Annotated in this window: 15 protein-coding genes, 1 tRNA gene and 1 pseudogene; 12 read left to right on the top strand and 5 right to left on the bottom strand. The window is 71.2% G+C overall.

All coding sequences use genetic code 11. The features are described from left to right. Positions 1-7: 7 nt before the first annotated feature. Complete coding sequence (locus ABZ896_RS02310) at positions 8-592, bottom strand: 5-formyltetrahydrofolate cyclo-ligase (RefSeq protein ID WP_360920545.1); 585 nt, start codon at positions 590-592, stop codon at positions 8-10. A gap of 132 nt (positions 593-724) precedes the next feature. On the opposite strand from ABZ896_RS02310, the gene galU reads away from it, so the two are divergent. The 8 genes and pseudogenes from galU (at position 725) to ABZ896_RS02270 (ending at position 7,289) form a co-directional block, all read left to right on the top strand. Continuing rightward, positions 725-1,651 carry a UTP--glucose-1-phosphate uridylyltransferase GalU gene (gene galU / locus ABZ896_RS02305; RefSeq protein WP_360920542.1) on the top strand — a complete coding sequence of 309 codons (927 nt, stop codon included), beginning with the start codon at positions 725-727 and terminating at the stop codon, positions 1,649-1,651. Between the two features lie 4 nt (positions 1,652-1,655). After that, positions 1,656-2,978, top strand: a complete 1,323-nt coding sequence (gene glp / locus ABZ896_RS02300) for a gephyrin-like molybdotransferase Glp (RefSeq protein WP_360920539.1) — start codon at positions 1,656-1,658, stop codon at positions 2,976-2,978. A 62-nt stretch (positions 2,979-3,040) separates the two neighbouring features. After that, positions 3,041-3,520, top strand: a complete 480-nt coding sequence (gene moaC / locus ABZ896_RS02295) for a cyclic pyranopterin monophosphate synthase MoaC (RefSeq protein WP_360920535.1) — start codon at positions 3,041-3,043, stop codon at positions 3,518-3,520. Continuing rightward, positions 3,517-4,059, top strand: a complete 543-nt coding sequence (locus ABZ896_RS02290; protein ID WP_360920532.1) for a MogA/MoaB family molybdenum cofactor biosynthesis protein — start codon at positions 3,517-3,519, stop codon at positions 4,057-4,059. Before moaC ends, ABZ896_RS02290 begins: the two co-directional genes overlap by 4 nt. Beyond that, entirely contained in the window at positions 4,056-4,676 is a 621-nt protein-coding gene (locus ABZ896_RS02285; protein ID WP_360920716.1) for a GNAT family protein, read from the top strand. The genes ABZ896_RS02290 and ABZ896_RS02285 overlap by 4 nt, the downstream gene beginning before the upstream one ends. A 172-nt stretch (positions 4,677-4,848) precedes the next feature. Next, entirely contained in the window at positions 4,849-6,093 is a 1,245-nt protein-coding gene (gene glpR / locus ABZ896_RS02280) for a gephyrin-like molybdotransferase receptor GlpR (protein ID WP_360920529.1), read from the top strand. Positions 6,094-6,164: 71 nt separating this feature from the next. Beyond that, a tRNA-Ala gene (locus ABZ896_RS02275) sits at positions 6,165-6,238 on the top strand. 156 nt (positions 6,239-6,394) lie between these two features. Further along, a pseudogene (locus tag ABZ896_RS02270) lies at positions 6,395-7,289 on the top strand (serine hydrolase domain-containing protein). Here ABZ896_RS02270 and ABZ896_RS02265 read toward each other — a convergent pair. Next, a complete protein-coding gene (locus tag ABZ896_RS02265) occupies positions 7,260-8,300 on the bottom strand; it encodes a helix-turn-helix transcriptional regulator (protein WP_360920527.1) in 1,041 nt (346 codons plus the stop codon). The pseudogene ABZ896_RS02270 and the gene ABZ896_RS02265 sit on opposite strands and share 30 nt — an antisense overlap. A 78-nt stretch (positions 8,301-8,378) precedes the next feature. After that, entirely contained in the window at positions 8,379-9,875 is a 1,497-nt protein-coding gene (locus ABZ896_RS02260; protein ID WP_360920524.1) for an MFS transporter, read from the bottom strand. A gap of 544 nt (positions 9,876-10,419) precedes the next feature. On the opposite strand from ABZ896_RS02260, the gene ABZ896_RS02255 reads away from it, so the two are divergent. Both ABZ896_RS02255 and ABZ896_RS02250 read left to right on the top strand, forming a co-directional pair. Continuing rightward, positions 10,420-11,283 carry a helix-turn-helix domain-containing protein gene (locus tag ABZ896_RS02255; RefSeq protein WP_360920521.1) on the top strand — a complete coding sequence of 288 codons (864 nt, stop codon included), beginning with the start codon at positions 10,420-10,422 and terminating at the stop codon, positions 11,281-11,283. A gap of 155 nt (positions 11,284-11,438) precedes the next feature. Continuing rightward, entirely contained in the window at positions 11,439-17,942 is a 6,504-nt protein-coding gene (locus ABZ896_RS02250; protein WP_360920518.1) for a glycoside hydrolase domain-containing protein, read from the top strand. On the opposite strand, the gene ABZ896_RS02245 is transcribed toward ABZ896_RS02250, so the two are convergent. After that, positions 17,943-18,419: a GNAT family N-acetyltransferase gene (locus ABZ896_RS02245; RefSeq protein WP_360920515.1), complete on the bottom strand. Its 477-nt coding sequence runs from the start codon at positions 18,417-18,419 to the stop codon at positions 17,943-17,945. 95 nt (positions 18,420-18,514) lie between these two features. Continuing rightward, the gene (locus ABZ896_RS02240) at positions 18,515-19,087 is read right to left on the bottom strand and encodes a TetR/AcrR family transcriptional regulator (protein ID WP_360920512.1); all 573 of its coding nucleotides are present in this window, start codon (positions 19,085-19,087) and stop codon (positions 18,515-18,517) included. Positions 19,088-19,232: 145 nt separating this feature from the next. Between ABZ896_RS02240 and ABZ896_RS02235 the strand changes: the two genes are divergently transcribed. Together ABZ896_RS02235 and ABZ896_RS02230 are read left to right on the top strand one after the other, a co-directional pair. Then, positions 19,233-19,940, top strand: a complete 708-nt coding sequence (locus tag ABZ896_RS02235; RefSeq protein WP_360920508.1) for an alpha/beta hydrolase — start codon at positions 19,233-19,235, stop codon at positions 19,938-19,940. Between the two features lie 256 nt (positions 19,941-20,196). After that, positions 20,197-21,000 (top strand): exodeoxyribonuclease III, encoded by an 804-nt coding sequence (locus ABZ896_RS02230; protein WP_360920505.1) that lies wholly within the window; start codon positions 20,197-20,199, stop codon positions 20,998-21,000. Positions 21,001-21,017: the final 17 nt, after the last annotated feature.

The following is a 21,017-nucleotide window of genomic DNA, read 5'->3' as shown; positions in this document are numbered from 1 at the left end:
GGCCCTTTCACGCCTCGGCCGGGAAGCGGCGCACGCCTGCCGGTGTGACCACGGCGTGCACCGGGCGGTCGTGTGCCTCCGCCGGGACCCGGGCGACGACCTCGGTGTCGTACAGGAGCACCACCAGCGCCGGTCGTGCGCCCGCGCGCTCCAGGCGCGCGAGCACCCGGTCGTACGACCCCCCGCCGCGCCCCAGGCGCATCCCGCGCCCGTCGACCGCCAGACCCGGCAGCAGCACCACGTCGGCGGTGGTCACGGCGTCCGGGCCCAGCCGTTCCCCGGCGGGCTCGAAGAGGGCCATCTTTCCGCCGTGCTGGACCCGGGCCAGGGAGCCCTCGCCGGCGTAGGCGCCCCAGTCGAGGTCGTGGTCCGGCAGGAGCGCGGGGAGCAGGACGCGCACGCCCCGCGCGCGCAGCTCGTCCAGCAGCGCGAGCGTGGCGGGTTCGCCCCCCACGGAGACGTACGCCGCCACCGTGCGCGCACGCGCCAGCTCGGGCAGCCCCAGCGCCCGCCGGGCCAGCGCGGCACCCGATTCCCGCACGTCATCGGCCGTCAACCTGTTCCTCACCGCGAGGAGTTCCCGTCGCAACATTCGCTTGTCAGGCTCGGCCGGACGTCCGGTGTGACTCAAAGGCTGCACCCGTACCCTTTCAATACGCTGATATCAGGCCCAATTAACCGGAGCCTCAGATTCCACGCAAAAGCGCCGGATAGGGTTGCGGGCATGACTCAGTCTCACCCTCGGATCAGCAAGGCTGTCATCCCCGCAGCGGGCCTCGGCACCCGGTTCCTGCCGGCCACCAAGGCCACTCCCAAGGAGATGCTGCCGGTCGTGGACAAGCCGGCGATCCAGTACGTGGTCGAGGAGGCCGTCTCCGCGGGCCTCGACGACGTCCTCATGATCACAGGACGCAACAAACGCCCCCTTGAGGACCACTTCGACCGCAACTACGAGCTGGAATCCGCCCTGCAGAAGAAGGGCGACGCCGGCCGGCTCGCGAAGGTGCAGGAGTCCAGCGACCTGGCGACCATGCACTACGTCCGCCAGGGCGACCCCAAGGGCCTCGGCCACGCGGTGCTCTGCGCGGCGCCGCACGTCGGCCACGAGCCCTTCGCCGTCCTCCTCGGCGACGACCTGATCGACCCGCGCGACCCGCTGCTCAAGCGGATGGTCGACGTCCAGGAGCGGCACGGCGGCAGTGTGATCGCCCTGATGGAGGTCGCCCCCGAGCAGATCCACCTCTACGGCTGCGCCGCCGTGGAGGCCACCGACGACGGCGACGTCGTCAAGGTGACCGGCCTGGTCGAGAAGCCCGACCCGGCGGACGCCCCGTCGAACTACGCGGTCATCGGCCGCTATGTCCTCGACCCGCACATCTTCGAGATACTGCGCAAGACCGAGCCCGGCCGCGGAGGCGAGATCCAGCTCACCGACGCCCTCCAGCAGCTGGCCCAGACGCATGTATCAGTGGCTACCGCCACGGGGAAGGTCGGCGGCCCGGTGCACGGCGTCGTCTTCAAGGGGCGCCGCTATGACACCGGCGACCGCGGCGACTATCTGCGTGCCATTGTCAGACTCGCATGCGAACGTGAAGACCTGGGACCGGACTTCCGGACCTGGCTTCGCAGTTTCGTAGCCGAGGAGATGTAGGGATTTGAGCAGCGCCGCGACCCGCCCCGCCGACCAGGACCACCTCTGGTCGGTGGACGAACACCTGGAGGACATCCTCGCGACCGTCCGTCCCCTCGAACCCATCGAGCTGCACCTGCTCGACGCCCAGGGCTGCGTCCTGGTCGAGGACGTCACGGTCCCGGTCTCCCTCCCGCCGTTCGACAACAGCTCCATGGACGGGTACGCGGTCAGGGTCGCGGACGTGGCGGGCGCGAGCGAGGAGTTCCCCGCCGTCCTCGAGGTCGTCGGCGACGTCGCGGCGGGCCAGGCCGACCTGCTCCATGTGGGCCCCGGCCAGGCCGCCCGCATCATGACCGGCGCCCCGCTGCCGCCCGGCGCCGAGGCCGTCGTCCCGGTCGAGTGGACCGACGGGGGGCTCGGCGAGGGCCCGGTGAGCGGGATGCGCGCCAGCAGCCTGGCCCCCGAGGGCGCCGAGGGGCACGTACACGTGTACCGCTCCGCACAGGCACGCGCGCACGTGCGCGCGCGGGGCAGCGACGTCCGGGCCGGCGACCGCGCCCTGGAGGCCGGCACCGTCCTCGGCCCGCCGCAGATCGGCCTGCTCGCCGCGATCGGCCGCGGCACCGTACGCGTGCGCCCGCGCCCGCGCGTGGTCGTCATGTCCACCGGCAGCGAACTCGTCCAGCCCGACGAGAGCCTCGGCAGCGGCCAGATCCACGACTCCAACAGCTTCGCGCTCACCGCGGCCGCCCGGGACGCGGGCGCCATCGCCTACCGCGTGGGCGCCGTCCCCGACGACCCCGAGACGCTCCGCTCCACCATCGAGGACCAGCTCGTCCGCGCCGACCTCATGGTCACCACGGGCGGCGTGAGCGTCGGCGCGTACGACGTCGTCAAGGAGGCGCTGTCGTACGCCGGCGACGAGGACGAACCGGGCAGCGGCGTCGACTTCCGCAAGCTCGCCATGCAGCCCGGCAAGCCCCAGGGCTTCGGCTCCGTCGGCCCCGACCACACCCCGCTGCTGGCCCTGCCGGGCAACCCGGTGTCGTCGTACGTCTCCTTCGAGCTGTTCGTCCGCCCCGCGATCCGCGCCCTGATGGGCCTGGAGGACGTCCACCGGCCGAAGGTGCGGGCCACACTGACCGCCCAGAGGGCGCTGAGCTCGCCCAAGGGGCGCCGCCAGTTCCTGCGGGGCCTGCACGCGGACGGCGAGGTCAGCCCGGTCGGGGGCGCCGGGTCCCATCTGGTCGCGGCCCTGGCGCACGCCAACGCGCTGATCGTCGTACCGGAGGACGTGGAGTCCGTGGAGCCCGGCACCGAGGTCGAAGTGGTCCTGCTCGGCTGAGAGGGCCTGGTTGGCGGTACCGTGTCGCGCACGACAGGCCGGACCGGGAGCGCCGCACAACCATGAGTACGCAGGACCGACTGACACACATCGACGACGCGGGCGCCGCCCGGATGGTCGACGTATCCGACAAGGACGTGACCGCGCGCACCGCCCGGGCCAGCGGCCGGGTCCTGGTCTCGCCCCGGGTGATCGAGCTGCTGCGCGGCGAGGGGGTCCCCAAGGGGGACGCGCTCGCCACCGCGCGCATCGCGGGGATCATGGGCGCCAAGCGGACCCCGGACCTGATCCCGCTGTGCCACCCGTTGTCGGTGTCGGGTGTGAAACTGGACCTGTCGGTCGCGGACGACGCCGTGGAGATCCTGGCCACCGTGAAGACCACGGACCGCACGGGCGTCGAGATGGAGGCGCTCACCGCGGTCTCGGTCGCCGCGCTCACCGTGATCGACATGGTCAAGGCGGTCGACAAGGGAGCGGTCATCACGGACGTACGGGTCGAGGAGAAGACGGGCGGCAAGTCGGGCGACTGGAGCCGGACATGACACTCGACGGGTCGGTCGGCGGCGCCCTGTCGGCGCCGTACAGCGCCCTGGTCATCACCGCCTCCAACCGGGCCGCCGCCGGGGTCTACGAGGACAAGGGCGGCCCGCTGGTCGCCGACGGCCTCAGACGCTTCGGCTTCGCCGTCGACGGCCCGCAGGTCGTCCCCGACGGGGACCCCGTGGAGGCCGCCCTGCGCGCGGGCGTCGACGCCGGATACGACGTCGTCGTCACCACCGGCGGCACCGGCATCTCGCCCACCGACCGCACCCCCGAGGCGACCCGCGCGGTGCTCGACCACGAGGTGCCGGGCATCGCGGAGGCCATCCGCGCGTACGGCCGCGACAAGGTGCCGACCGCCGCGCTGTCCCGGGGCCTGGCCGGGGTCGCGCGGGGCACGCTGATCGTCAACCTGCCGGGTTCCAGCGGCGGGGTGAAGGACGGCCTGGCCGTCCTGGAGCCCCTCCTGACGCACGCCGTCGACCAGATCCGCGGCAGCGACCACGTCAGACCCGGCGCCGGCAGTGGGGGTGCGAGCTGAACAGCCCGTCATGGCCCGTCGTACTGGCGGACGGCGATGTCGTCCTGAGGCCCATAAGGATGCGTGACCAGCGCATGTGGCGCGAGGTCAACCGGCGCAACCGGGACTGGCTGCGCCCCTGGGAGGCGACCATCCCGCCGCCCACCCCCAGCGGGCCGATCGCGCACCGGCCGACCTACCGCCAGATGGTCCGGCATCTGCGCTCCGAGGCGAACGCGGGCCGGATGCTGCCGTTCGTCATCGAGTACCAGGGCCAGCTGGTCGGGCAGTTGACGGTCGCCGGGATCACCTGGGGCTCCATGTGCTCGGGGCACGTCGGCTACTGGGTGGACCAGTCGGTGGCCGGGCGCGGGGTGATGCCCACCTCCGTGGCGCTCGCCGTGGACCACTGTTTCCGGACCGTGGGGCTGCACCGCATCGAGGTCTGCATTCGGCCCGAGAACGGCCCCAGCCGCCGGGTCGTGGAGAAACTCGGATTCCGTGAGGAGGGGCTGCGGCCGCGCTATCTCCACATCGACGGCGCCTGGCGCGACCATCTCGTCTTCGCGCTCACCGCGGAGGAGGTGCCCGACGGCCTGCTGCGACGCTGGCAGCGGGCGCGGTCGACGAGTAATTGAATAAGTGTTCGAAAATGATCGCCGGATGACTGTCTCAGGGCATTGAATTCGCGTCCTCGGCGGCCTGCTGATCGGATCGGTCACAAAAAAAGCTCGAAATATCAGCCGGATCGTGCGACACACCGGCCCAATTGGCGGATGGCCTCACGCAAACCCCTCTACGGTGTGAGGCGTGAGCAGCAGCGGCCTCATCTACGCAGTCATTGTCGGGGCCTGGGCCGCCTACTTGGTGCCGATGTGGCTCCGTAGGCAGGACGAGCTGAACGAGGCCCGTCCGACGGAACGCTTCAGCACCGCCATCCGGCTGCTGTCCGGACGGGCGGGCATGGAGCGTCGGTACGCCAAGGACCTGCGCGCGCGCTCCACCGACGAGGAGGAGCGCGCCGCCGACGAACCGGACGCCGTCACCGACTCGGTGGACGTCCGGGCCTTCGCCATGCCTCCGGCGCGTCCGCAGGCCAAGGCGACGGTACGGGAGCCCTCGCGGGAAGCGGCGCGCAAACAGACGGCCGGTGGACCGGCCTCTTCCGCCAAAGCCCCCTCCGCCTCCGCTCCCGCTTCGAACGCCTCCGCTTCGGGCGCCTCCGCTTCGAACGCCTCCGCTTTGGGCGCCGCCCGGCGTACGCCGTCCGCCGAGGCGGCCGCCGCGCGCGCCCGGCGCTCGAAGGTGCTCGCGCGCCGTCGGCGTACGACGGTGATGCTCTTCATCGCCTTCACGCTGGGCGCGGTCGTCGCGGCCGTCGGCGGGCTCACGTTCCTGTGGGCACCGGGCGTGCCGGCCGTGATGCTCAGCGCGTACATCGCCTATCTGCGCTCCCAGGAACGCCGGCGGTTCGCCTACCAGATGGACCGGCGCCGGGCGGAGGCCGCCGCGCAGCGACTGCGGGAGCGTTCGCGCGAGCCGCGCCGGCGGGCGTCCGTCGCGACCGGTGCGGACGCCGACGAACCGGACGAGGGACCAGAGACGCAGACCGATGCCGGGCTGTCGGCACTCGCCGCCGACCGGCGCGCCCTCGTCGAGCAGACCGACCACGCCGAGTGGGTCGACCAGCAGCGGGAGCGGCAGCGCAGGCCGGGGCACGGCGACAGCTGGGATCCGGTGCCGGTGCCGCTGCCGACGTACGTGACCGCGCCGGTCGCGCCGCGGGCCACGCCGGACGTGGACCTCGGGGCGCCGGACGCGTGGAGCTCGGCGCGGTCCAGCGCGGTCGCGCCGGAGCAGGAGACGGACGTCGTGGCGGACGCGGTGGCGGAGGAGCCGTCGGACGGGGCGGCCGGCTCGGAGGACAGAGCGGCGGCGGACGGCCGCACCGACGCCCGCCGCGCCGCGTCCGCCCGCCGCGCCCGTGAACGGGGTCGCACCCCGCTCTTCGACCAGTACGAGGACGGCGAGCGCCCGCGGGCGGCCAACGAGTGAGGTCCCCTTGACCAGCCGGGAACGGATTTCCAAGCACACGGATGGGGATGCTAGAGTTTCACTCGTTGCAAGGGCCTGTGGCGCAGTCCGGTAGCGCACCTCGTTCGCATCGAGGGGGTCTGGGGTTCAAATCCCCACAGGTCCACCGCAACGACTGTTCTTGAGTTCGCTCAGGAGTAGTTGATAAGATCCCGTCCGATCTTCTTGATCGGGCGGGATCTTTGGTTTCCGGGGCCTGTTCGCCCGGACGTGCGGCACGCCGGGCCCGCCCATTCGCTGTCTCGTCTCTTGCGTCACCGGAGTGTCGGTCACCGTGGAGACGCCACAGGGAGTGCGCACGGCCCGCAGCGGGGTCGGTGACATCAACACCGGGAAACCGGTGCCCCAAGACGAGTACGTGAGGATCGGCAGCGCCACGAAGACGTTCGTGGCGACCGTCCTGCTCCAACTCGTCGGCGAGGACCGGCTGTCGCTGGACGACACGGTGGACAGGTAGCTGCCGGGCGTAGTCCGTGGCCAAGGCAATGACGGACGCAGGATCACCCTGCGTCGACTGCTCCAGCACACCAGTGGGTTGCCCGACTACATCGGTGACGTCGTCCCGGACCTCAGCGCCGCCTGATACCGCACGCATCGCTGGACCACCTGTACCTCCGAGCAACGTGTCGCCTTCGCCATGCGGCACCCGCCGTCCTTCGCACCGGGTACGAACTGGAAGTACTTCAACACCAATTACGTCCTCTCGGGCATGGTGATCAAAGCGGTCACGGGCCGTTCGTGGGAACGTGAGGTCCAGGCTCGACGGTGACGCAGACGGGGCGATGATCGCCGAAGCGGCGGACATCAACAGGTTCTTCAAAGCGCTGGTAGGGGGCGAGTTGCCGGCTCCCGAGCAACTGGCGGAAATGCAGCGCACGGTCGCAGTGTCCGCCGACCACGGTTCGCCGCCGGGCGCACGTGACGGTCTCGGCCTCGACTGGACCCCACTGTCCTGCGGCGGTGGGTACTGGGGCCACAGCGGCAGCGGATTCGGCTATATGGTGTGGCCCGCCTCTGACGGGCGAAGTGCCGTCACCGTCTCCTTGCACAGTCGGCCCGGCGACGAAATCACCGCTGCGCGACAGATCCGGGAGGTCACCGACCTCGTCGACCGTGCGCTGTGTTCTTCACGTGCCGAGCGGACTCGGCATCTCTGACATGCGGCTGTGCGCTTCGGCGGTCCGTGCTTCCTGTTCCTCTTTCGGCAATCTGACGAAGGCCAGCTCCGACTCGCACCGTTCACGAAGGTCGTCCCGGTCGAACCAGCGAACCGGGTGACGGGGGTCGCCGGTGTCGTAGACGCCTTGCCGGTATGCCTCCAGGAGGATCAGGTCGTACCGCCGGTGGTCGTGGCTTTCGTCCGGTGGGAGGAGGCCTCCCGCCATACGGTTCATCCAGTCCTCCCGGATCGCGGCCTCGTCGTCGGGGTCATCGACATCGGGATCGTGACCGAATACGTCATCCGCGTCCCGAAGCCCGGGGAACGTGTCGAGAACGTCTCCCAGTTGAGGCGGATCGGTGTTCTGGATGACGATCCACAGGGCGTACTCGTCGGCGAGGCACTGCGGACGCGGAACGCGCCCTTTCCCGAGCTCGCTGCCGATACGCATGATGCGTTCGCCCATGCGTACCAGCCAGTGGTTGTTGACCTGCGTGAGGGCCAGCTCGGGCAGGTCGCGCAACAGGCCGACGTCCCGGATCGTCGCCTCGCCTTTCAGGTAAGCGGCGAACTCGTAGCTGAACGAGCTGTCCAGATGCAGCCTGCCGTCCCGAGTGGGGGCGAAATCCGAGAAGTCGACGGTGTTGGCCAGCGCCATGGCGTCGACAGGGGTAAGCGGGTCGCCCGTGAACGACTTGTTGAACAGGCGTACGACATCGCTGACCGACTCGTCGATCTCGACGTGACTGTCGACCCTCGCCCCGCTCTCGGTGGTGATGTCGGTGTCGGTCAACTGCCTCAGCCCTGTGACGCTGAGCTTCAGCGCCCGAGCGATTCCTTGCAGGTTGTCCGCTCGGAATCCGTCCAGTGGGCCCGCGTTGGCTGCGCTGTTCTCGAAGCGCCGCCAGGTAGCCAGGGACACGTCAGCGCGTCGCGCCGCCTCCTGCTGCGTGAGGTTCAGCTCGGCGCGACGCCGCTTCACCGGGTTGTTCGCCGACTCCTTGGGCATGCCCGCTCCCTTCCTGCGTCCATTGAGGCTAGCACTATTGAGCGCTCATTGAGTACTCATAAGGGGCGGGGGTGTGAGTCAGCCGCGAGGGAGAAACAGGTGGGCGAGGGCCGTCGTCGTGAGGAGGAGGGCCGCCACCGTGAGGAGGGCTGTGTGCAGGCCCGGGAGGGAGAAGGTGTCGGCTGTGGGGGAGAGGAGGGTGCCGAAGAGGGCTACCGACAGGGCGCCGCCCGTCTGGCGCAGGGAGTTGAGGAGGCCTGACGCGGTGCCCGTGCGGGACTGGGGGACCGCGTCCATCAGGAGGGCCGTGAGGGCCGGGACGGCCAGCGCGCCGCCCATGCTCAGGGGGAGGAGGAGGGTGAGGACCAGCCAGATCGGGGTGTGCGCGGTCAGGGGGAGCAGGGCCAGCATCGCTCCTACGAAGATGATCTGGCCCGTCACTATCACCCGGCGTCGGCCGATGCGCTCCGCCAGCCGCGGTGACGCCAGGTTGGTCGCCGTCACCACCGCCGACATGGGGACGAACATCAGGCCCGCCGTGATCGCCGACATTCCGCGCAGCTGCTGGTAGTAGAGGCCGAGGGCGAAGATCCCGCCGTAGAAGGCCGCGTTGATCGAGAAGCCCACCGCCAGCGGGACTGCCACCCGACGGTCCGTCAGCATGGTCAGCGGGACCATGGGGTGGGGGTGGCGGGCCTCCAGCACGCGGAAGGCGTAGCCGGAGACGACGGCCAGTGCGGCCGCCGCCAGTACGGGGGCGCTGGTCCAGCCCAGGTGGCCGCCCTCGATCACCGCGAACGCCAGGCCGGCCAGGGCCAGTACGGCGGTGAGCTGGCCGCCGCCGTCCAGTGCGGCGGGGCGGCGCGGGGAGCGGTTCACCCGCACCAGCAGGGCCAGGATCACCGCGCCCACCGGGAGGTTGAGCAGGAACACCGCCCGCCAGCCGGCCGAGTCGGTGAGCAGTCCGCCCAGTACCGGGCCCGCGGCCATCGCCACCGAGCCGCCCACCGTCCACAGCGCGATGGCTCGGGCACGGGCGCGTGCGTCGTCGTAGGACTCCCTGATCAACGCCAGCGAGGCCGGCATCACGATCGCCGCCGCGGCGCCCTGTGCGACGCGGGCGGCGACCAGTACGCCGATGCCGGGGGCCAGTGCGCAGCCGAGGGAGGCCAGGGTGAACAGAGCCACGCCCCACGCGTAGGCGCGGCGCGCGCCGATGCGGTCGGAGAGGGCGCCGGCGGAGAGCATCAGGGCCGCGAACATCAGGGTGTACGCGTCGACGACCCACTGGAGCCCGGTCATGCCGCCGCTGAGGGTGCTCCGGATCGCGGGCAGGGCGATGTTCACCGCCGAGACGTCGATCGTGATCACGGAGAAGCCGAGGAGAGAGGCGAGCAGGGCGGTGCCGCTTCGCGGGGGCGGGGCGGGGGTCTTGGAGGAGGGGGCGGTTGGCCTCGCGCGATCAGGGAGGTGCCGCCGGAGTCCGGGGGTGGACCGCTCCGCGCTGCGGCCGAGAGCGGAAGGGGAAGCGGCGGATAGGGCCGACGACGGGGACGGCGTAGGTGCGGACGGCATGGTGAACTCCTGTGCGACGGAGGGGGAGGGCGGGAGGCGGGCGGCTGGGGAGGGCGGGGCCCGGGGCGGGTGGTTGAGCGGGTGGCTGGAGGTGAGTGGCTTGCGACGGGTGGCCAAGCGGGCAGCTGGGCGTGAGGGCTTCAGGTGGCGGGTCGAGTGGACAGCCTGGGTGCGGGGCTGAGGTGGCGGGTCGAGGGGACAGCCTGCGTGCGGGGTTGAGACGCGGATCGTGCGGGTGGTGGGCGTAGAGGCTTCAGGTGGGGGAGCGAGCGGGCGGCTGGTCCTCCGTAACTGAGTGGGCTGCTGGTCGTGACCCCTGTGGTGAGCGGCTCCCTGGTGTGTGCCGGGCGGGCGGTTCAGGGCGGTCGAGGGCGCGGTCCGGTGTCGTGCACCCCCTGGACCCCGGCCGTCCGACCGCCCGCTCCGGCACGACCACTCTCCGCCCGTTCGCGGCCGCGCGGCAGACCGCGCTGTGCCCGGGTGTGGTGTTCCAGGCCCTGGTGCACCCCCTCAGCGTTCGGCGGGTGCCTGCGACAATGGCCGGATGGCAGCTGTGGATACCCGGGGGACCGAACTCGGGCGATACCTCAAGGCCCGTCGGGCGCAGATACGGCCGCAGGACGTGGGGCTCCCGGCCGGTGCCGGTCTGCGCCGCACCCCCGGACTGCGCCGGGAGGAACTCGCCGCGCTCGCCGGGGTCAGCGTCGACTACTACATCCGCCTGGAGCGCGGCCGGGAGACCAACCCCTCGCCCGCCGTCCTGGACGCCCTCGGCCGCGCCCTGCGACTGCGCGGCGACGGGTACGAACGCCTGCATGAGCTCGCCGAGTTGGCCTCCGGACGGCCCACCGAGCTGCCCGCCTCCGCGGACCACACCGTCCGTGAATCCGTCCTGCGGATGCTGGAGTCGGTGCGCCCGCTGCCCGCGTACGTGGTGAGCCGCTACAACCGCGTCCTGGCCGCGAACCCGCCCGGGCGGCGACTGCTGCCGGGCCTGTGGGAGTGGCCGGAGGAGCAGCGCAACCTGACCCGCTATCTGTTCCTGCACCCGGTCGGCCGGACGCTCTACGACCCCTGGGAGGAGACCGTCGCCCTCTCGGTGGCGCATCTGCGGGCGGTCGCCGGAGCCGATCCGGACGACCCCGAGCTGACCGCGCTCGTCGGTGAACTGGTGCTGAAGTCACCGGAGTTCGCCGGACTCTGGGAGCGGTACGACGTCTGTGAGCGCGGCGGCGGACAGAAGCGGTTCCGGCATCCGAAGGCCGGCCCGATGACGTTGACGTACGAGGTCATGCGGCTGGCCCGTACGGGTGGCCAGCGGATGGTCGTCTATCAGGCCGCTCCCGGCACCCCGGACGAGGAGGCCATGCTCCGGCTGGAGTCCGCCGCGCGGGCCCTCGCGGGCTGAGCCGGAGTCGTCGTCAACGTACGCGTCCTGTTCGCCCGTTGTATGTCTTCTCCGGGTTTGATGGCGAGTGGTCGTGGACACATCAGGTGGGTAGACAACGTTGTCCACCTGTGCGGCCGGATCGTGCTTGTCCATCGCGACGCTGGAGAGGTTCCGTGCCTGTCAGACCCCGCTCCCGTAGACCCCTTTCCCGCAGATCCCGCCGTCTGTGCGCCGTCCTGGTCACCGGAGCGCTCGGCCTCGCCGCGCTGGCGGGGGGCGGTACGGCAGCGGCCGCGGCGCCCGCCGTCACCTCGGAGGGCACCGACTACACCCGCCTCGTCGCCCCCTTCGTCTCCACCGCCGGTGACGACGGCAACGACCTGCCCGGGGCCCAGGCGCCGCACAGCCTCGCCAAGGTCAACCCGTTGACCACGCCGGGCCGCAACCACACCGGGTACGACTACGACGAGGACCACATCGCCGGGTTCACGGCGACGAACCTCGACGGGGTCGGCGGTTCGGGCGGCGGCGGTGATCTGCTGGTCGTGCCGACGACCACGTCGTACGACAGCCGCCCGGCGGCCGGCACCTACGCGCACTCGTACAGCCATGACGACGAGACCGCCACGCCCGGCTACTACCAGGTGGGGCTCGGGGACTCCGCGGGGACCATCGACGCGGAGATGACCGCGACGACGCGGACGGCGCTCGAAAGGTACGGCTTCCCGGGCGGGGCCGAGCCGCGGCTCGTGCTCGACCTCGCCAACAACTTCACCAGCCGGACCCGCTCCACCCTGAAGGCGACGACGCTCCCGGACGGCACCACCTCGCTCACCGGGTTCGTCGCGGGGTCCTTCAACGGCGCCTCGTACAAGCTGTATTACGCCGCCACGACCAACGCTCCTGTCACCTCCCTCCAAAGCTGGGGCGGCGACGGGAAGTTGAGCGGCGCGACCGCGCAGGACGGCACCGACACCGGCGCGATCCTCGGGTTCGGCAAGGCCGCCGGGGACGACATCGAGCTGCGGATCACACTGTCGCCGATCAGCGCCGAACAGGCCCTGACCGATCAGCGCAACGAGGTGGGCGGCCTCACCTTCGACCAGGCGCGCGCCCGGACGAAGGCGGAGTGGAGCCGTACGCTCGGTGCCGTCGCCGTCCACAACTCCCCGACGTCCGACCCCGGTTCGACGCTGAGCAAGCTCTTCTACACGCACCTGTACCGCATGTACGCGCTGCCGGTGAACGCCACCAGCACCAGCGGGACGTACCGGGGCGTCGACGGAGCGGTGCACAAGACCAACGGCTTCACGTACTACGACGGTTGGTCCACCTGGGACGACTTCCGCAAGTACTCGGTGGAGGCGTACATCGACCCGGCCACGTACCGGGATCTCGTGCAGTCGCTCATCGTGCTGTTCGCCGACGCGCACACCTCGGGCAAGAGCCTCGGCAGCCTCACCCACTCGGTGCCGACGGTGCGGTGGGAGCGCTCGCCCGTCGTGATCGCCGACGCGCTGTCCAAGGGGTACGGGGGCTTCGACCGCCTCGACGAGGCGTACCCGGCGCTCAAGTCGTACGTCGGGTACTACACCGGCGCGCAGTTGCGGCAGGGATACATCGCCGGCGATCCCGGGACGACCGTCCAGCGCGGTTACGACCAGTGGGCGCTGGCCGTCGTCGCCGACGCGCTCGGCAAGGACGCGGACGCGCGGAAGCTGCGCACCCAGTCGACCATGGCGATCGACAACCTCGTCAAGTCCGGGGCCTGGACGGCGGCGGACGGCACCGAGGTCGGGCTGCTCACCCCGCGTGCGGCGGGCGGCGACTGGCAGAGCGCCGACCACGAGAAGTTCGAGGCGGCCGGGCTCTACCAGGGCACGCTCTGGCAGTACCACTGGTACGACGCGTACGACATGGGCGGCCTCATCGAGGCGATGGGCGGCGCGAAGGCCGGAAAGGCCGCCGTCGAGCACATGTTCGGCGAGGACTCCGATGCCGACGACGGCTCGACCATGCTGCACTCCAACGCGAACGAGATCGACCTCCAGGCCCCCTACCTCTTCAACTACGTGGGCGAGCCGAGCCTGACGCAGAAGTGGGTGCGCGCCATCTACACCGGCACGACCTGGAACCGCTACATCGCGACCGGCTCGACGAACGAACTCCCCAGCTCCGGCGGTGAGTTCAGACCGCCGATCAAGACGCAGGTCTACAAGCTCGACCCGCACGGCTTCCTGCCGACCATGGACAACGACGCCGGCACCATGTCGACGATGTTCGTCGCCGCAGCGCTGGGACTGTTCCCGGTGACCGCCGGATCGAGTCAGTTCCAGATCGGCAGCCCGTTCTTCGACTCCACGACGATCACCTACCCGAACGGTACGAAGTTCACGGTGAAGGCCGACGGGGTGTCGCCGAGCCGGTACTACGTGCAGCGCGCGACCCTCAACGGCAAGCGGTTCACGGACACTTGGCTCGACTACTCGCAGATCATCGCGGGCGGGACGCTCGACTTCACGATGGGCGCCGAGCCCTCCGACTGGGGCTCCCGCACGAAGCCCGCGTACTCGCTGAACACCGACACAGGCGGTGCCCAAGGCACAGGCAGCGGCACCACCATCCTCTCCGCCCGACCCACCACCCTCGCCACCGCCGCCGACGGCACCGTCGACGGCGGCATCAGGCTCACGCTCGACGGACCGGCAACTTTCGCCGCCCGCAAGGGAGTCAGCCTCACCAAAACCGGCGCGGCCACCGTGACCGGCCTGCCGGGCGGCGTCACCGCGGACCTCCGCGTCACCGGCCCGCGCACCGCGTCCCTCCACCTCACCGGCACCACCGAGGTCGACGCCCGCTTCGGACTCACGTTCCGCGACACGGCGTTCACGCACAAGGCGCCGGTCGGCGGCGCCGGGATCTCCCCGACCGACCCCCTGCGGATCTCCGCCGCCGCGGTGCAGCGCAAGGCCCTCGCCGCCCTGACGGACCAGGCGTCCCTGGTCCGCCCCGGCAACTACTCCGACGGCTCCTACACCCCGTTCCGCGCGGCCCTCGAACGCGCCCGGACCGTCCTCGCCGACCCCGCCTCCGCCACCGGCACGCTCATGGCCGCGCACGACGCCCTGCGGTCCGCCGCCGACGCCCTCACCATCGACGAGGGCGGCTACGCGGTCCTCCAGGCCGAGAGCCCGGACCAGAAGGAGGGCCCGAACCTCACCAGCGAGGCCTACTACTCCGACGGCAACCTCGGCGGGGTCACCGAAGGGTCCTGGGAACGGTTCACCAAGCTCGACTTCGGCGGGGTCGCCCCGCGCAGCGTCTCCGTCCGGTACGCCAACTCCCAGGCCACGACGGCCGAGCCGAGCCGCGTCGACATCCACGCCGGTGCCACCGACGGCCCCGTGGCCGCCACCGTCCAACTCCCCGGCACCGGGGGCTGGCAGTACTACGCGACCGTCCAGGTGACCGTCACCGACCCGCAGGCCCTGCTGGACGCGGCGAGCGCGACCTTCGTCTTCCACGCCCCGTCCGGTCAGCAGTGGGTGGCGAACTTCGACCGGTACCAGTTCTCGCCGTACCCGGTCGACTCGTCCACCGAGACCACGCTCGCCGCGCTGACCACGGCCAACTCGACGTCGAGCGGCGGGGGTTCACTCCCGCTCAAGGTCTCGAACGGCATCTTCGAGAACGTGACGAACGGCGCGTGGGCCGAGTGGAAGGACACCGACCTCGGCGAAGGCGGCGCCGACACCCTCACCGTCAGCTACGACAAGCCGCGCTCCCGCGCCGCCTCGGACTCGCGCATCGAGCTGCACCTCGGCTCGAAGGACGGCGCGAAGAGCGTCGACGTCCCGCTGGACTACACCGGTTCGGGCTGGGGAACCGTCGGCACCGCGACCGTGCGGCTGGATCCGGACGTGTTCACCGGCGTCCAGGACATCTACGCGGCCTTCGTCTCCAGCACACAGACCGACACCCAGCCGTACGTCGCCAACGTCTACTCGCTCACCCTGACGCGGGACGCCGACGCCCAAGTCGGCTTCGACGCCACGGCGTTCGTCTCCCACAGCGGCGGCGGCCTCAAGAGCGAACCGGCCGGTTGGAGTGACGCCGGGTCCGCGACCGACCTCGGCGGCACCTACGACGGCGCCTGGGTCGACTACGGCGACATCGACTTCGGCGGCACCTCGAAGGACACCGTCACCCTCACGTACGTCAACAACTCGGCGCGCTGCGGCACCGGTTCGGCCGTCCAGCTCTACCTGGACGACTTCGACGCGGCGAGCCCGGGAACGCCGTACGCCACGATCCCGCTGCCGGTCACCGGCACGGCCTGGTCGGCGGGCGGGACGGCGAACCTGACCCTTCCCAAGGCGATCACCGGCACCCACCGCGTCCACCTGCGGCTGACGACCCGCGCGGACTCCTCACATCCGTACGTCGCCAACCTGGGCCGGATCACCTTCGGTCATGTCGCCGCGCCCGCCGTCACGGACACGGCCGCGCTGCACAAGGCGGTCGAGCAGTACGAGGGGCTGGCCGAGGACGCGGAGCGGTACGACGCGATCGACCTCGCGGTGTTCCGGCGCGAACTAGCCGCCGCGCGGGCCCTGTTGGACGCCGACAGCGCGACCCAGCTCGACGTCGACAACCGGACCCGGTATCTCACCCTGGCCGCCAGGCAGTTGGTCCCGCTCCCGAGGCTGCGGCTGGAGAACCTGGTCGAGACGGCGTCGGATCTCGTCAAGGGCCGCTACACGGACGCGTCTTGGGCGGCCTTCGGGGACGCGTTCGACGCGGCGAGGACCACGCTCGCGGACGACACGGCGACGGACGCCACCCTCGCGGCCCGCCTCCAGGCACTCAAGAGCGGCATCAGCGCGCTCACCACCAAGCCCAGGACGGTCCCCGCCGCACCCGACGCCGTGTCGGCGACCCCGTCGGGCAGCAGTGTGACCGTCAACTGGTCCGTGCCCGGGGACGACGGCGGCTCGCCGGTCACCGGGTACGTCGTGGCCCTCGACGACGGCCATCAGGTGGAGATCCACGACCCGGACAGCCGCCGTACGGTATTCACCCGGCTTCCGGCCGGCCGGTCGTACACCGCGAGCGTCCGTGCGGTGAACGGCGTCGGCGCCTCGGGATGGAGCGCCTTCACCGAGCCCGCGGTCACCGGCGGCGGACAGGTCCGTGAGACCTCCGCGACCACCGCCGCCGACCCGTCCACGTACGGCCCGTCCACATACGACCCGTCCACGTACGACCCGTCCCCCTTCCCGGACGACACCCTCAAGGCGGCCTACCCGTCCGACACCTGGCCCACCTCCGACTACTTCGACACCCTGCTCCGCGGTTTCCGCGACCTCGGCACCGGCACCCTCGCGCCCAACTCCAAGCTGCCCACCGGCACTTCGCCCACCGCCGAGAACGACGAGATCGCCGTACGCGTCAACAACGCGGCCACCCAGAAGCAGGTCGACCGCGCCGAGGTGGACGCGGCGAACAGCGGCACCGTCACGATGGCCGACGGCCTCGGGTCCCGGCTCGGCCAGATCTACCTCGACGCGCTCAAGGGCGGCCAACTGCCCAAGACCGACGCCCTGTTCGGCCGTGTCACACAGGGCCTCGACGGCGTCGACGCGGCGAAGAACACGTACGGCTATCTGCGCCCGTACGTGCGGCTCGGGTTCGTCGGTGACGGCGGCGAGGTCTACGAGTCGCAGGACGGCTCGTACAACGGGCTTGCCACCAGCGGCTCGTACCCGAGCGGGCACACCTACGGCGGCTACGAGGCCGGGACCGTCCTCGCCACGCTGCTGCCGGAGCTGGCGCCGTCGATCCTCGCGCGCGCCTCGGAGTACGGCGACAACCGGATCGTCCTCGGGTTCCACTACCCGCTCGACGTCATGGGCGGCCGCATCACCGCGCAGGCCACGGTGGCGCACCGCTGGGCGGACCCGGAGTTCGCGCGGCTGCTCACGCAGGCCCACACCGAGATGGAGAACGTGCTGCTCGCGCGGTGCGAGGAGAAGGGGTACGGCGACTCGCTCACGGCCTGCGCGGGCGACCCGTACGCCGGGTTGAGCACCGAGCAGGACGTCGACCTGTACACCCAGCGCCTGACCTACGGGTTCTCTCGGACCGGGAAGGCCGGGCAGGCGCTGCGGACCCCGGCCGACGCGGCGGCGCTGCTGATCACCGCCTTCCCCGACCTCACCGCCGCGCAGCGCACACAGATCCTGGAGCAGACCGCGACGGACTCCGGCTACCCGCTCGACCGCACCGGGAACGGCGAGGCGAGCTGGCAGCGGATCAACCTGGCGGCGGCGATGGCGGCGGACGTGGTCGTGAACGCGGACGGCTCGGTCACGGTGACGAACTTCTCCGACGCGACCAGGGCGAGCGTCGCCGACGCCCGTGCGATCACCGTGGGAGGCGTCCCGGTCGACGGGTTCGACCCGGACGTGTCGACGTACGTCGTCGACTGGCCGAAGAACGCGAGGCTCCCGGCCGTCTCGGCGCTCGCGGCCCAGCCGGGCACGCGGGTGAAGGTGACGGACGGCAGCCCGGTCCTCACCGCGCCCGGATCCCGCACCCTCACGCTCACCTCGGCCAACGGCTCGGTCACCCGCACGTACACGGTCGGCTTCCACCGCACCGGGCGCGGGAGTTGATCACAGCGGCTTCGCGAAGCACTTGCTGTCCTCGTAGTGCCGGTAGTAGCCGAACTTCGTGCACGGCTCGTAGCCGCTGGAGGTGTAGAGGGCTATCGCCTCCGGCTGCTTGATGCCGGTCTCCAGGACCATCCGGACCCGGCCCGCCGCACGCGCGTCCTCCTCCAGAGCGGAGAGGATGCGGCGGGCCAGGCCCCGGCCGCGCATCTCGTCGATCACGTACATGCGCTTGAGCTCGGCGTCGCCGTCCCGGTTGCCCTCGCCGTTCGCGTCCTGGGAGCGCCAGCCGCCGGTGGCGACGGGGCTGCCCGTCTCGTCGTACGCGATGAGGTAGACGCCGTTCGGCGGCTCGAAGTCGGACGGGGCCAGCTCGGTGGCGTCGCCGCCGTCGCCGTAACGGACGTGGTACTCGGCCTGCACCCGGTCGTTGAGCTTGACGGCGTCGGGGTGGTCGAAGGGGACACGGCGGATCATCATGGCGTCCAGTGTGCCGTCTGGGAAAGGGCCTTCAAGCCTTCACACCCCTCGCCGGCCGGAGGGTGGTCGATCCGGCCGGTGGCCGGGGTCGGTCGTCAGGTGTCCTGGGCGTCGGGGAAGACCTCGTCGACAGCGCGGCGGAGGGTTTCGCGGACGGCCTTGGCGTCGTCGAGTTCGGCGGACTGGAACGCGCCGTCGTGGAGCAGGACGAGAAGCCGGGCGGCGTGGTCGGGGTCGGGGTGGCCCATGGCGGCCGAGAGGTCGCGAAGGACGCCGAACAGCCAGGTGCGCTGGTCGTCGATGACCGCGCGCACCGGGTGGGTGCGGTCGGGGTATTCGGCGGCGGCGTTGAGGAACTGGCAGCCGCGGAAGCCGTCCTCCAGGGTCGCATCGCCCAGGACGGCCATGACCGCGCGGAGCGCCTCGCGCGGTGTCCTGCCCTGCCGTGCCTGTCCGACGGCGTCCCGGATCTGTTCAGCGGTGGCGGTGAGGTAGGCGGAGACGAGGTCGTCCTTGCTGGGGTAGTGCCGGTAGAAGGTGGCACGTGTGACCTTGGCCTCGGTGACCAGGCGGTCGATGCCCACGGCCTGGATGCCCTCCGCGTAGAAGAGGCGGGACGCGGTGCGCAGCAGCCGGTCCTTGGGGTGGAGCTCCGAGGCGGTCGTCATACCCCCATCGTAAGGAAAGACCGTTCGTTCTGACCGCCCCCCTCCGGCTGCCTCTCCGGTTGACCCTCCGATTGCGGCACCCAGAGAGAACGACTAGTCTCTCTCGCAGAAAGACCGATCGTTCTCCCTGAGAGGTATGGAACTCATGAGCACCACCCCCACCATCGTTCTCGTCCACGGCGCCTTCGGCGACTCCGGCATGTGGAAGGGAGTCATCACCAAGCTCCGGGGGCAGGGCTACACCGCGGTGGCCGTGGCGAACCCGCTGCGCGGCCTGGAGTCCGACGCCGCGTACGCCGCCACCGTCGCCAAGGGTGTGGAGGGCCCGGTCGTGCTGGTCGGTCACTCCTACGCCGGGTCGATCATCACCCGGGCCGCCCGTGACGCCTCCAACGTCGAGGCGCTGGTCTACGTCGCCGCCTTCCAGCCCGACGAGGGCGAGAGCTCCCTGGACAACGCCTCCCGCTTCGAAGGCGCGAAGATGGGCCCGGACACCACCGTGGCCTTCGAGCACGAGGGCGAGCCGGAGCTGCGGATCCTGCCCGAGCACTACCGGGACGTCATCGCCGGCGACCTGCCCACGGAGGTCACCGACATCCTCGCGGTCACCCAGCGCTCGGTCCGCGTACAGGCCCTGACCGCCAGGCTCTCCGGTACCCCTGCCTGGCGCACCCTGCCCTCCTGGGCGGTGGTCGCCACCCAGGACAACGCCATCCCCGGCCGGGCCCAGGAGTTCATGGCCGAGCGCGCGGGCTCGACCGTCGTGCGCGTCGACGCCTCCCACGCGGTCTCCCTCTCCCAGCCCGACACGGTCGCCGACCTGATCATCGAGGCCGCCAAGTCCACCCGCTGACCAACTCCCCCACGTCATCGCCACCGCCACCGCAGCCCGACACGCCCGGTGGCGGTGACATGTGGCGTGGGGCGTGGGGAGGTGCGGAACGGCCGGGGCCGACTCGGCGGTGCCGCCATGGTCGTAGCGGACGGTGATCGGCAGGCCGCCGTGCGGCGCGCGCCCCCTGTGTGGGAGCCGGACCCGTGGGCGCCGACAAGGGAGGGTGCCACCGTCGAGTAGCGTGCCTGCGTCTTCCCTTGCTCAGGAGAGTGTTGTGCTGACAGTGACCTCCGCCAATGTGAACGGGCTGCGTGCCGCCGCGAAGAAGGGTTTCGTGGAGTGGCTCGCAGACACCTCCGCCGATGTGCTCTGCCTCCAGGAGGTGCGCGCCGAGCCGCAGCAGCTGCCCGAGGAGGTCCGTACCCCCGACGGCTGGCACGTCGTGCACGCGCCCGCCGCGGCCAAGGGGCGGGCCGGTGTCTCGCTCTACACGCGCCGCGAGCCCGACCGCGTCCAGGTCGGTTTCGGGTCGGAGGAGTTCGACGGCAGCGGGCGCTACGTCGAGGCCGACCTGCCCGGTGTGACGGTCGCCTCCCTCTACCTGCCCTCCGGCGAGGTCGGCACCGAGCGGCAGGACGAGAAGGTCCGGTTCATGGCCGAGTTCCTCGTGTACCTCAAGGACCTCAAAGCGCGGGCCGCCGCCGACGGCCGCGAGGTCGTCGTCTGCGGCGACTGGAACATCGCCCACCAGCCGGCCGACCTCAAGAACTGGCGCGCCAACCAGAAGAGCTCCGGCTTCCTCCCGGAGGAGCGCGCCTGGCTCACCCAGGTGTTCGAGGAGACCGACGGCGGTTACGTCGATGTCGTACGGTCCCTGCACCCGGACGTGGACGGGCCGTACTCCTGGTGGTCCTACCGCGGCCGCGCCTTCGACAACGACACCGGCTGGCGCATCGACTACCACGTCGCCACGCCCGGCCTCGCCGCGAAGGCGGTCAAGGGCTACGTGGAGCGCGCGGCCACCCACCCGGAGCGCTGGTCGGACCATGCGCCGGTGACGGTCGTGTACGACCACTGAGTCGCCGTAGGCGCGAC

Origin of the sequence: Streptomyces sp. NPDC047072, from assembly GCF_040643855.1 — a bacterium.
In the GTDB taxonomy this organism is placed as follows: domain Bacteria; phylum Actinomycetota; class Actinomycetes; order Streptomycetales; family Streptomycetaceae; genus Streptomyces.
Note: the sequence above shows the minus strand (reverse complement) of the source record. Positions and strands in the feature narration are given on the sequence as shown.